At 41.7% G+C, this 12,908-nt stretch carries 15 protein-coding genes; 14 read left to right on the top strand and 1 reads right to left on the bottom strand.

The genetic code is table 11. The features are described 5' to 3' along the window. Window positions 1-25 precede the first annotated feature (25 nt). Window positions 26-868, bottom strand: coding sequence for a DUF2797 domain-containing protein (locus tag MKI79_RS05960; RefSeq protein WP_241571172.1), 843 nt, complete (start codon window positions 866-868; stop codon window positions 26-28). A gap of 28 nt (window positions 869-896) precedes the next feature. Between MKI79_RS05960 and MKI79_RS05965 the strand changes: the two genes are divergently transcribed. The 14 genes from MKI79_RS05965 to cmk all read left to right on the top strand — a co-directional run bounded on the left by MKI79_RS05965 (window position 897) and on the right by cmk (window position 12,885). Beyond that, complete coding sequence (locus tag MKI79_RS05965; protein WP_241571134.1) at window positions 897-1,379, top strand: DUF6231 family protein; 483 nt, start codon at window positions 897-899, stop codon at window positions 1,377-1,379. A gap of 407 nt (window positions 1,380-1,786) precedes the next feature. Then, window positions 1,787-2,359 carry a TMEM165/GDT1 family protein gene (locus MKI79_RS05970; protein ID WP_241571135.1) on the top strand — a complete coding sequence of 191 codons (573 nt, stop codon included), beginning with the start codon at window positions 1,787-1,789 and terminating at the stop codon, window positions 2,357-2,359. A 250-nt stretch (window positions 2,360-2,609) separates the two neighbouring features. Beyond that, complete coding sequence (gene glyA / locus MKI79_RS05975; protein ID WP_092614261.1) at window positions 2,610-3,863, top strand: serine hydroxymethyltransferase; 1,254 nt, start codon at window positions 2,610-2,612, stop codon at window positions 3,861-3,863. Window positions 3,864-4,097: 234 nt separating this feature from the next. Next, window positions 4,098-4,709: a nitroreductase family protein gene (locus tag MKI79_RS05980; RefSeq protein WP_241571136.1), complete on the top strand. Its 612-nt coding sequence runs from the start codon at window positions 4,098-4,100 to the stop codon at window positions 4,707-4,709. 197 nt (window positions 4,710-4,906) lie between these two features. After that, on the top strand, window positions 4,907-6,010 hold the full coding sequence (locus MKI79_RS05985; protein WP_241571137.1) for an NAD(P)H-dependent glycerol-3-phosphate dehydrogenase: 1,104 nt from the start codon (window positions 4,907-4,909) through the stop codon (window positions 6,008-6,010). Window positions 6,011-6,122: 112 nt separating this feature from the next. Then, entirely contained in the window at window positions 6,123-6,581 is a 459-nt protein-coding gene (gene sixA, locus MKI79_RS05990) for a phosphohistidine phosphatase SixA (RefSeq protein ID WP_241571138.1), read from the top strand. A 61-nt stretch (window positions 6,582-6,642) separates the two neighbouring features. Beyond that, window positions 6,643-7,809, top strand: coding sequence for a type II secretion system protein GspL (gene gspL, locus MKI79_RS05995; RefSeq protein ID WP_241571139.1), 1,167 nt, complete (start codon window positions 6,643-6,645; stop codon window positions 7,807-7,809). A 17-nt stretch (window positions 7,810-7,826) separates the two neighbouring features. Further along, entirely contained in the window at window positions 7,827-8,312 is a 486-nt protein-coding gene (gene gspM, locus MKI79_RS06000; protein WP_241571140.1) for a type II secretion system protein GspM, read from the top strand. 136 nt (window positions 8,313-8,448) lie between these two features. After that, a complete protein-coding gene (locus MKI79_RS06005; RefSeq protein ID WP_241571141.1) occupies window positions 8,449-9,045 on the top strand; it encodes a 6-pyruvoyl trahydropterin synthase family protein in 597 nt (198 codons plus the stop codon). Window positions 9,046-9,245: 200 nt separating this feature from the next. Continuing rightward, on the top strand, window positions 9,246-9,992 hold the full coding sequence (gene ung, locus MKI79_RS06010; protein WP_407651574.1) for a uracil-DNA glycosylase: 747 nt from the start codon (window positions 9,246-9,248) through the stop codon (window positions 9,990-9,992). Window positions 9,993-10,007: 15 nt separating this feature from the next. Next, window positions 10,008-11,126 (top strand): enoyl-CoA hydratase/isomerase family protein, encoded by a 1,119-nt coding sequence (locus MKI79_RS06015; protein ID WP_241571142.1) that lies wholly within the window; start codon window positions 10,008-10,010, stop codon window positions 11,124-11,126. Between the two features lie 30 nt (window positions 11,127-11,156). After that, window positions 11,157-11,663: a tRNA adenosine(34) deaminase TadA gene (gene tadA, locus MKI79_RS06020; protein ID WP_241571143.1), complete on the top strand. Its 507-nt coding sequence runs from the start codon at window positions 11,157-11,159 to the stop codon at window positions 11,661-11,663. A gap of 43 nt (window positions 11,664-11,706) precedes the next feature. Beyond that, the gene (locus MKI79_RS06025) at window positions 11,707-12,156 is read left to right on the top strand and encodes an SRPBCC family protein (protein WP_241571144.1); all 450 of its coding nucleotides are present in this window, start codon (window positions 11,707-11,709) and stop codon (window positions 12,154-12,156) included. 45 nt (window positions 12,157-12,201) lie between these two features. Continuing rightward, complete coding sequence (gene cmk, locus MKI79_RS06030) at window positions 12,202-12,885, top strand: (d)CMP kinase (protein ID WP_241571145.1); 684 nt, start codon at window positions 12,202-12,204, stop codon at window positions 12,883-12,885. Window positions 12,886-12,908 lie beyond the last annotated feature (23 nt).

The following is a 12,908-nucleotide window of genomic DNA, read 5'->3' on the forward strand; positions in this document are numbered from 1 at the left end:
ACACTACAATGATATTTCAATGCAATTACATCCGCAGGACAATTTCATAACCTGTATATTTACGAATATTAATTACACCAGTATCCATAATTAGATATTGCCCTTTAATGCCTTGAAGTGTTCCTTCGATGACTGGAGTTTTGTCTAAATTGTGACTGGTGATTTTTTGGGGATATTGCTGTACTGGATATTGAAACTCAAGTGGCTGATCGTCTAAAAAGACCAATTCTTCTTCGCTATATTCATTACTTAGATTTGCCAGTTCCATATGGAATTGATCGAGAATCTGCTCTTTTTCCTCGACCAAATCCACAGGATCAGCTTCACCTTTGAGCAAGGCACGCCAGTTGGTTTTATCTGCGATCATTTCAGCAAATAAAATTTCCACTTGACCAGATAGACGACGAGAACCCACACGTAGAATCGGTAAAGCCTGTGTTGCACCTTGGTCTAGCCAGCGTGTCGGCATATTGACCTGACGAGTGATGCCAACTTTTAATGCGCTAGAATTTGCCAAATAAACAATATGTGGCTGAAAGCACACTAGCTGAGCAAAACTTTCTTCACGACAGGTACCGAGATGGTAATGACAGGTTTCAGGTTTCAAGATACACATGTCGCATTCTGCTTTGGTTTTAAAGCATTTGAAACAGTGACCTTGCGAATATGACTTTGGTGTGGCATTGCCACAAGAAACGCAGAAAATTCGACCAGTCCATTCGAGTTGGAGCTTTTCTCCAATACATTGCATCAAATCGGTATTGAATTGATCCAAAACAAACTTATACTCGACATGGCTAGGAAGAGTGGCGTTTGATGCAGGATTAATTCTCGCCTGCATTTTATGGCAAATGCCTTGATATTCCATTGCTGTGCTCGACATTGAAGGATTTTTTATGCCAGATCAAGATATTATTGCCTTATTACTTCAGCTCTTAGCAGAAGAAAAGCAAATTGATCAAGCGATTGCGATCGACATCCAACCACAGTCAAACTGGGATGGACAGTGGCAATATTGTAGCTTAAATGACGTGGCAAGTCTGCCGTTTGATCAGCGTTATGATTTGGCAATTGTGAATCTCATTAAACAACAAGCCTTTGAAAAAAAACATGAAAAACTAGAAATAACGAATACCATTATTGATAATGCAGTGGTGAGAATGCGTGATTTGTTTGCCAAGAAAATCATCGTGTTTGCTTCTTTGGAGCGTACTAAACAATTGCGTGCATTAGGTTTTAATCAATTGTCAGAAATCGTACCAGATGACAGTCCAGTACAAATTTGGCAATTTAACATTCTCACGTATAAGCACGTACCAGATTGGTTTAATTCAAAGTTTTGGGCGAATCCTGAAAACTGGGATAAATTCCGTTGGTGATTTTGATCATTTTGCACTTATGACAATCTAAATTTTCAATCGACATCATCGGTTTAAATTGCTATGATGGAGCTTCCTTTGGGGAGTAGCCTCACAGGTGCAAATTTTCGATTTTTTTTAAATGTTAATCATTTGCATACTGTGGTAAGCGTCAACATACTTGTGATTTCAAAGTTTAGTTTATATATCCCATATTTATAAATGGCTTTGATTGTGGTTCACATGGCGTTTATATCTTTTCCATACACTTTGAGTAAGTGTAGCTTCGGTGAAAGACTGGCAAGACCATTGACACTATTTTTGCAAGCGATGTTCGTGGTGATTTTTTACTCGCCAATTTGAACTAGCCAATAGGTCGGCAAAAAATAGTTGTCCAATGACGTCTTCGCCGACCTGAAGTGCAATATATGGAAGCCTTTCTTTTATCTACATCTTTAGTTGCTTTGGCAGAAATGGGGGATAAAACCCAACTGCTCACTTTGCTACTTGCTGCACGTTATCGCAAACCGCTCCCAATCGCTTTGGCTATTCTTTTCGCAACACTTCTCAATCATGCTGTCGCAGCACTCATCGGCAATTGGCTACTCCAAGTGATTTCTGCGGATGTGCTGCAGTGGATTTTGGCAGGAACATTTATTGCTATGGGGATTTGGGTATTGATCCCAGATAAGCTCGATCAAGGCGCAAACTATCTTGATCGATGGCAAAAATACGGCGTGTTTCTTGCGACATTTATTTTATTTTTCTTGGCGGAAATTGGCGATAAAACGCAAATCGCCACAGTCGCTCTAGCAGCACAATTTCAAAGTGTTTTGTTGGTCACACTGGGGACGACATTCGGTATGTTGATTGCCAATATTCCGATGATTTTTATTGGTCAAAAGCTCGCTGATCATCTACCGATGTTATGGATTCAACGGGTTGCTGCGATGCTCTTTATCGTGTTTGGTGCAGTGATTGTCTTTAGAGCGCTAATGTAAATTTTGTTGAAGCCTGTTGTTGAAGAATTTTCTTGAATCCACTGAATAAATTTCACTGTGATTTATATCAATATCAGTCTTTTTCATGGCGCACTTCATGCTACAATGTGCGCCAAATTTTTATATTTTTACTGTAGTTGATTTTAATTGTCATTGTTTTTGATCACTATCGCTTTTGATCAGCGGTGATGTTGACTACGGTAATGAACTCGAAGCCGAAACATTTTTCGAACACATAGGAAACTTGCCCATGTTTGCCAATATCTCGATTGCTGAATTTGATCCAGAATTAGCGAAAGCGATTACCGCTGAAGACCAACGTCAAGAAGCGCATATCGAATTGATCGCATCTGAAAACTATACTTCTCCAGCCGTGATGGAAGCACAGGGTACCAAGCTGACTAATAAATATGCAGAAGGCTACCCAGGTAAGCGTTACTACGGCGGTTGTGAAAATGTCGATGTGATCGAGCAATTGGCGATTGATCGTGCGAAAGCATTATTTGGCGCAGACTATGCAAACGTGCAACCACACGCAGGTTCACAAGCAAACTCTGCAGTATATCTCGCACTTTTAAATGCAGGCGATACAGTTTTGGGTATGAGCTTGGCGCATGGTGGTCACTTGACACATGGTGCAAAAGTGAGCTTCTCGGGTAAAACTTATAATGCAGTTCAGTATGGCTTAAACCCTGAAACTGGTGAAGTGGATTATGACGAGGTTGAGCGTTTGGCACTTGAGCATAAGCCAAAAATGATCGTTGCAGGTTTCTCAGCCTATAGCCGTATCATGGACTGGAATCGTTTCCGTGAGATCGCGGATAAAGTGGGTGCATATTTATTTGTTGATATGGCACACGTTGCGGGCTTAGTTGCTGCGGGTGTCTATCCAAACCCAGTGCAAATCGCTGACGTTACCACAACGACAACACATAAAACCCTTCGTGGTCCACGTTCAGGTTTGATCTTGGCTAAAGCTAACGAAGAAATTGAGAAAAAATTACAATCTGCAGTATTCCCAGGCAATCAAGGTGGTCCGTTGATGCACGCAATCGCTGCCAAAGCGATTTGTTTCAAAGAAGCGATGTCTGATGAGTTTAAAACTTATCAGCAACAAGTAGTAAAAAATGCGCAAGCAATGGCTGAAGTATTGATTTCACGTGGTTTCGACATCGTATCTGGCGGTACGGACAATCACTTGTTCCTATTGTCTTTGATCAAACAAGATGTGACGGGTAAAGAAGTTGATGCTTGGCTTGGCGATGCGCACATCACAGTCAATAAAAACGCTGTACCAAACGATCCGCGTTCTCCATTTGTCACTTCAGGTATTCGTATCGGTACACCTGCGGTAACGACTCGTGGCTTCGGTGAGCAAGAAGTGCGTGACTTGGCAGGTTGGATTGCTGATGTGATCGACAGCAAAGGTGACGAAGCAGTAATTGCAGAGGTACGTGGCAAAGTTGCAGCGGTTTGTGCAAAATTCCCAGTGTATGCAAACTAAATTCAGCATCACAATGTGAGTCTATTGATATTCACATGCTGATTTTAAAACGCCGAAACATCGGTGAAGCAAAGAAACGGTTAAGTAAGATGCTTAGCCGTTTTTTTATGTGTTGCACTTCGTTATTGAATCCGCCGTCTTAAATTCACCCTAGATTCAGTGTGTTGAAATAGGCAAGAATTCCAATCTATGCTACATTCGTATGATCGCTACGCCATAACAAAGACCTTATTTATGTCATCCGATTTTTCAACGCCATCTTCGCCAAATCACTTCTCCCCAAACCAGCTCTATGACTTTATCAATCGTCGTCAATCCATTGGTTTGCTAGTTGAGCCTGCACCGAATACAGCACAGCTTGAATTGGCTATTGCAGCGGCACTCACTGCACCTGATCATCATCGCTTGCATCCGTGGCGTTTTATCACCATTCAAGGCGAACAGCGAGTTGCCTTTGGTGAATTGTTAGCGAAAAGTTTGGCAGAAGGTGGGGAAATTGATCCTGTGCAATTGGATCGTGTGAAGCAACATTCAATGCGTGCACCGATGATTTTGATCTGTATTGTGCAAGATCAACCACATCTCAAAGTACCACACTATGAACAAGTATTGAGCTGTGGTGCGGCGATTCAAAATCTGTTATTGGTATTACAGTCGCAAGGCTTCTCAAGCATGTGGCGTAGTGGTGCGGCAGCAGAATCTGCGCATTTAAAACGAGCATTAGGATGTGCAGCAAGTGATGAAATCGCTGGTTTGGTCTATATCGGTACAGCAAGCAAAGAAATTGCACCTAGAGAGTCTTTAAGTGTTACTGACTTTGTGAGTGATTGGAAATTAAGTAATTAGGCTCAAAGTGAATCAATACGCAAAAATAGTGTAAAAACCACGTAAATATTTACATGAATCAATCGCTTTTCTTTGAAAATATTTTTATAGTTGTTTTATATAGTTAGTACTGAATTTAAAAATGATTTGATGGTTAAAGCGATGCAGATTCAAAGGTTTGTCATAGCCATCAAACGATGAATAGATAAGGAAAGTTTGTGACTCAAGCCAATTTTAACGATGTATTAGCGCAATATCAGCAAGATCGTAATAAAGCGAAATCTGAAAGCAAAGATAATAGCAACCTACGCATCACGGTACTTGGTGGTGGTAGTTTTGGCACAGCGATGGCAAATCTTGCCACACGTAATGGTTGTGACACCATCATGTGGATTCGTGACCAAGACGCTGCTAAAGAAATCCAAGAAACAAAAATTAATAAACGCTATTTGCCAGACTTTACACTCGAAGAAAAACTCAAAGTCAGTTCAGACTTAGAAGCTTCGGTGAAAGATCGTGATTTGATTTTGGTGGCGATCCCAAGTCATTCATTCCGCAAAGTGCTCAAGCAAATCGCACCACTCATCACAGCACAAGCCGTTGTATCGTTAACCAAAGGGATTGAAAAAGATAGCTTTTGCTTTATGAGCGATATTATCCGTCAGGAGCTTCCAGAAGTGCCTTATGGTGTATTGTCAGGTCCAAACCTTGCCAAAGAAATTGTACAAGGTATGCCTGCGGGGACTGTGATCGCAAGCCATTCAGAGCAATTACGCAATGCGGTGCAAGGTGCGCTACATAGTGCATTATTCCGTGTCTTTGCTAGTGATGACGTCCACGGCGTTGAGCTTGGCGGTGCATTGAAAAATATCTATGCCGTAGCGATGGGTATGGGTGCAGCGTATAACGTCGGTGAAAATACCAAGAGTATGCTCATCACACGTGCATTGGCAGAGATGAGCCGTTTTGCCGTACGGTTGGGTGCAAATCCATTGACTTTCCTCGGTTTATCAGGTGTAGGTGATTTATTCGCAACTTGTAACAGCCCGCTGAGCCGTAATTATCAAGTCGGTTTTGCACTTGGACAAGGTAAATCTTTGGATCAGGCGGTTGCAGAGCTTGGTCAAACCGCAGAAGGGATTAATACCATTGAGCAAGTCAAAGCGCGCTCAGAAGAACTTGAGGTCTATATGCCGATCACTTGTGCGTTGTATGAAGTGATTTTTAATCATGCACCACCGTTAAGCGTGGCGTTGTCTTTGATGGAAAATGGACATCGCAGTGATGTGGAATTTGTCTTACCGCATCAATCTGATTCTTGATATATCATTTCTAATATTCAAAATATTGCTGTCACTAAAATTTATCAATGATGGTTTAACATTTGAAGGTAGATGGTTGTAATTTCTTTTTAATAATAAATAAGGAAAAATGATGAGATTGATTTTAGTGCGTCACGGCGAAGCTGATCCGAATCGCTCGGGTCTTGATTCAGCACGCCAACTGACCGAGCGGGGACACAGACAAGCAGAGTTGACGGCACAGTATATTGCGGAACAGTTTAAGCCTGATTTATTTGTAGTCAGTCCGTATATCCGAGCACAGCAGACTTTATCTTATATTCAAGCCAAGTTTGACGATGTGCCGACGCAAGTTTATCAAGACATTACTCCTGATGATCCAGCAGCGCCAGCGGTACAGTGGCTTGCAAAACTCACTGAAGAAACGGTGGTCGTGGTCTGTCATATGAATATTATTGCCTATATTGCGGCTTTACTCACCGAGGATAGTCCTGAACCATTCGATTTAGCGGAAGCAAGAGTATATGAACATCCTGCAATTATGATAGGATTGTCGCAAGAGCAATCACGGTTTGTACCACACGTGGAATAACGTGTTGATTTGCTAAATCATTTGGAATAAAACTGAAAATTAAAACGCATTAGGAAAACATATGCTGTATTTGTGGATGCCTGAGGGTCAAGGCAAATGGTTGTGGCAAGTTGATAATCAAGGTTGGCAGTTGGCTGACTCATTAGAACAACTCATTCAAACGGTACAACTGACCTATCAACACAAAGAAGCAGTGGTCTTTTTTCCAAGCAATAGTGCGCAATTTTATAGTCAAGCGATCAGCAAAGCGCAGTACAAACAGCTTGGTGTTACTGGCGTGCAATATTTAATGGAAGAATATTGTATTGAGCCGATTGATCAGCTTGACATTTTCCATGAGTTTCATAAGGATCAATTGAATATCATGGCGATTTCACGACTGACTCGTGAAACTTATCAGCAAAGTTTGGCGCTGATGCCGTGGCAATTCCAAGCCTTATTACCAGATTTTTTGATTGCACCTGAGCCTGAAACCGATCAAGTGAATATCGCTGATGTGTTTCAACATCGTATTTTCCGTTGGGCAAGATTGCGTGGTTGGCATGAACACGATTTGAATGTACTCAGTTTATTGCCTGCGGACAATGTTGCAAAAATCAACCATTATTATCCTGCGGGCAGTGCGGTTAATAATGAGGTGGATCAAGCGATTAGCACTATGTTTGTTGGGCAAGATGTAGAATTTCTGCAAGCAGAATTGCCTGCAATTGATCTTGGCAAATTCCGTCAACATCCATTTAATGCACTCAGTAAAACTAAAAAAACCAAAACTGGATTTAATTATTGGAAAGCTTGTGCTGCATTGCTTGCGATCTGTATCGTTACGCAAATTAGTTATGATACCTTGCGTTGGTGGAAATATAAACAACTTGCCAATCAAACCGCACAACTCGCTGTGGATCAATATAAGCAGTGGTTTCCTAATGAAACCCGAGTCAATGAAAAGAATTTGCGCTCGCAATTCTCTGCAAAAATGAAATTGAACGCCAATGCCGACACGCAAGCTCTGCAACTCATCAGCCGAGTCGGACCGATTTTGCAACAATCCAATATTCGTGCGGAGCAAGTGCAATATCGTAATGATGGTTTGACAATGAATCTGCTTGCACAAAATAGTGATGCTTTAACTCAGCTCACTGATCAATTTAAGCAACAAGGTTTTGCTGTGGAGTTAGGTGCGATTCGTAATCAAGGTAGTCAAGTGATTGGCATGGTCAAAGTGCAATAGGAAAAGGGTAGATAACAATGAAAATGAACCTCAATGCACTCAGCAATCGTTTTGATCAAATCATAGAAACGATTCAAGCGAAACTTGACCAACTCCCACCTCGTGACCGTTTTGCCATTATTATTTTGACGATTTTTTTAACAGTGACGGCGATCGGGCTCATGCTGTGGTTTAGCCATAGTTCGGCAGAAAAGCAACAAAAACGCCTTGTAGAAATGAAAGAAACCATTCACTGGATGCAAAGCAATGCAGTGAAAATGTCGAATCAATCAGGTGAAACCGTGACTGCACGTGACAAGGTGCAACGTGTATCGCAACAACTTGGATTAAGTGTGCAAAGCCAAGAAAGTAATAATCAATTAAAACTGATCGTATCGCATCAGAACTATGCTGTGCTTGCAAATTTCTTGACACAACTTGCACAGCAAGGCGTCACCATTGTCAGCTTAGATATGCAGAAACAGCCAAGTGGCGAGATTCAGCTCTCTACAACTGTACAATAGCACAACGGTGAAATCAGAACGTAGCCTAAGTGCCGAATACGATCAGCGCAATCGCTAAAACTGCGTTTACAACGTGATTGAATGCTTTATACTTTAAGGAACTAATCTTGTTATTGCCAAGTTGAATTGATTTATTATGCTGATTCGCAAGTTATTTAAGTTTGAAAATGCACATATCGTCCGCAACTGTAGTTCAGATCGTTGCAAACGCTCGATTCATGGACACAGTTATAAGGTCGAGGTATTGTTGCAAGCGAATCGCCTTGATCATGGGCAGATGGTGTATGACTTTGGGTTGATGAAAGGCATTATTAAAGACTTAATTGATAGCTTTGATCATGCGATTACCTTTTGGGATAAAGACGATGCAGACTACGTTGCTGCCTGTAAAAACTTTAGTGCACGTTGGATTGCCTTACCTGTTTCGCCATCGGCAGAGCAGTTTTCCCGAGTGTTTTTCTTCCTCGTTGATGCGGTGCTCAAACATACCAATATGCAAAATGGCGAAGGCGATGTGACAATTCATTCGGTGATCGTGCATGAAACCGATACAGGTTATGCGCAGTGCTTCCGTGAAGATATTGAAAATGTGCAAATGGGTGAGCTATCCCTTGCTGAAATCGTGTTTTCTGAACAAGTGAAAAGTGAGTGGACGATGCCTGATATGTACGATCGCTTAAAAAATAGTGATTTGTTTGACAATCCTACAGTCGATTTGCAGGTCAAGGTTTAATATAGGCACAACGAAAAGTATCATTCTTTAGATTTAAATTGATTAGAAAATACGAGATTAATTTGTGCTATGTTAAAAAATTGCTTAAATTAACATCACTTTGCAAGAATTTATCAATACCACTCTGACGATTCAAAGTGCGAATTTGATACAAAGCATATGCGCTAAATTACCAAATTTAAAATTAGGGATAGTCATTCATGCAGGATAGTGGGGCCGCTGATCTTCAAGATATAAACACTGATGAACAGCATCAATCACGTTTGGCTCGTGTAAAAATAGATGACAGTTGGAAGTTGCCTTTGGCAGATTTTCTACTTGGCGATACGATGCAAAATCTGCGAATTTTTTTAGCAGAAGCACAGCAAGACCAACAAATCGTTTATCCACCAAATGCACAAATTTTTCGTGCTCTGAATGACACACCACTTGATCAAGTCAAAGCAGTGATTTTGGGTCAAGATCCTTATCATGGTGTAGGTCAGGCGAATGGTTTAAGTTTTTCAGTAAATAAGGGCATTGATCTACCACCTTCACTGCGCAATATTTACCACGAATTACGGACAGACTTAGGGATTTCACCTCCGGTACATGGCGATCTGAGTAAATGGGCTGAGCAAGGCGTATTGTTACTGAATAGCGTACTTACCGTTGAGCAAGCGAAGCCGACCTCACACCAAAAGCAAGGCTGGGAGCAGTTTACCGATGCGGTGATTGATGTGATTAATGAACATCGTCAATCTGTGGTCTTTATTCTATGGGGGGCTTATGCACAGCGTAAAGGGCAACGTATTGATAGTAATAAACATTTGGTATTAAAAGCAGCGCATCCATCGCCATTGTCAGCAAATCGAGGCGGATTTTTTGGCTGTAAAGTATTTTCTAAAACCAATCATTATTTAAACGCACAAGGTATTACGCCAATCGACTGGCAACTCGACGCATAATGGAATATTGACATCATGACTGACTATATTAATCATCCTGACATTCTCGTAGAAGAACTCACCAATGGCTGGTGGGCAGTGCGTTTGAATCGTCCAAAGTCCCTGCACGCTTTGGATGAGCAGATCGTTGTCGCTTTACATTCAATATTTGAATACTTACATACCAATGATGCTGTGAAAGCAGTGTGGTTTGATTCCACGACACCAAAAGCGTTCTGTGCAGGTGGTGATGTACGGAAGTTGCGCCAGTTGGTGATCAATGAAGAAGTGGAGCAAGCTAAATCATTTTTCCATTATGAATATGCCTTAGATCGCTTACTTCACCACTATGTCAAACCAGTCGTGGTCTGGGGTGAGGGTTATGTCATGGGTGGTGGTCTTGGCTTATTTATGGCTGCACCATTTCGATTGGTGACACCACATTCACGTCTTGCAATGCCTGAGATTAATATTGGTCTATACCCTGATGTTGGAGCGACACGTTTCCTTGCGGATCGTGGTGCGATTGGCTTGTTTATTGGAATGACCGGTTCGATCATGACTGCTGCGGGTGCGTATAGTATTGGTTGGGCTACGCATGTCTGTGAACAGGGTCGTGACAATGTACTTGGACGATTGACGCATATCCGTTGGCAAGACTATCCTGCGGGGGACTACCGTGCGATCGAAGATACTTTGAATAGTTTGCATCGTCCGCTTGCTGCAGGACCTTTGCAGGATTCGCTTGATGTGATTCATAGTGTTTGTCGTGGTTCAGACTTTATGCAAGATGTGCAAGCGATCAAAGGACTTGCCACTGCTCGTAGTGATTGGCTCCGTCAAGCTAGTGAAAACTTGAGCAATGGCTCACCAACCACAGCTGCGATCACGTGGCTATTATGGCAGTGGGCGAAACAACATCGTTCTTGGGATGACGTCTTTACCTTAGAAGAAGAAATTTCTGCATGGAAAATTCAGCATGCAGATTTTATCGAAGGTGTACGTGCTCGTTTGGTGGATAAAGATCTGCAACCTGATTGGCAAGTACAAGATTATCAAAATATTCGAGATCTTTTCCCAATTGTTGTACCTCGAAGTGCGCAGATTGATAGTTGGAATGCGTTGCTTCGTCAATATGGTATTTTGTTAGACTAAGCGTAGCTTTTTAGTCGTATAGTTTTATGTATGCTAGATATTGAATTAAATCAAAGTATTCATGAACAGTGGATGCGGCTTGCATTAGTGCAAGCCAAACTTGCTGAAGCACAAGGTGAAGTGCCTGTTGGTGCTGTGATTGTGCATCAAGGACAAGTGATTGGTCAGGGGTTTAATTGCCCAATTACAACCAATGATCCAACTGCACATGCTGAAATTCAAGCGATTCGTAATGCTTGTCAAAACTTGCAAAACTATAGACTGCCTGAAGGCTCAACCTTGTATGCGACTCTAGAGCCTTGTACGCAATGCGTTGGTGCATTGGTGCATGCGAGAATTGGTCGAGTGATTTTTGCAGCAGCAGAACCGAGAGCAGGCTCTTTGATCAGTGCAAGACAGTTGATGAGTGATGGTTTTTACAATCACTTTTTTACCTTTAAAGGTGGGTGTCTAGCAGATCAGTCAGCTGAGCTACTTCGACAATTTTTTAAAACTCGCCGTCAGCACAGCCAAACAAACAGCAAAATAAAACCGTAGAATGAATTGATTGTTGTCTAAATCTATTTAAAGGAATAATGTAATGACAAAGAAAACGTCAAAAATGATTGCGATTGAACAAAAGTTTAATCGACCAGTTGCTGAAGTCTTTGAAGTGTTATCAAAGCATGCTTCATATAATCGCATTTTTAAGCCGATCCAAGTAGTACGAATCAAAGATGCTACTGATCCACAGCGTCCTGATGGTGTCGGTTCTGTTCGTAAAATGGGGTTTGGTTTGGTCAAACCAATTCAAGAGCAGATCACCAAGCTTGTACCTAACGAGCTGATCGAATATAAAATTATTAAAAATCCGCTGGTACGCCATCATTTGGGACGTTTGACGTTTACAACAATCGATGAGAATACAACGCAATTGGTTTACAGTATTGAGTTTGATGGTAGAATCCCTTTTTCAAGTCGGATTGTCTTGTCGCAATTAAAACTTGCTGTCGGACGTGGTATGGCTGGGTTGGCAAAGTCAATGCAATAAATTGATTTGCTTTATTTGTGGATTTCCCTTTTTTTTGGATGTTGCATGTCTATACACATTATTACCATTGATGGTCCAAGTGGTTCGGGCAAAGGCACTTTAGCCACCATGCTGGCGGAACATTATGGTTATCATCTGCTGGATTCAGGGGCGATTTATCGTTTGTTGGGTCTAAGTTTGTATCAGCGTCAGTTGCTTGATCAGTTGGATACGGCGCTCGATCAGTGTGTGGATGTGGCAAAAAACTTGGCTATTGAATTTTTACCCAGTCTTGATTGCATGCGAGTATTACTTGATGGGCAAGATGTGACTGCGCAAATCCGCACCGAAGAAGTCGGCGCATTTGCCTCTCAAGTCGCAGCGATTCCTGCACTACGTGATGCATTATTACAACGCCAAAAAGATTTTGCACAAGTCCCAGGTTTGATAGCTGATGGTCGTGACATGGCGACTACGGTTTTTCCAGATGCGATTGCCAAAATCTACCTTACAGCATCTGCGCAATCACGCGCAGAGCGTCGTGTAAAACAGTTGCAAGGCATGGGTGCTGATGCTAAAATAGACGCCATTTTAGTCAACATCGAAGCACGTGATAAGCGTGATATGGAGCGATCGGTTGCGCCACTTAAGCCTGCCGACGATGCCAAAGTGATTGATAGTTCTACATTATCTATCGAACAAGTGTTCGATGAAATGTGTCAATATATCGATCAACGCCTCGCAAAGTAAATCATTTTTCGATTCTCGCTAAT

The organism is Acinetobacter sedimenti (assembly GCF_022601685.1).
Taxonomy (GTDB): domain Bacteria; phylum Pseudomonadota; class Gammaproteobacteria; order Pseudomonadales; family Moraxellaceae; genus Acinetobacter; species Acinetobacter sedimenti.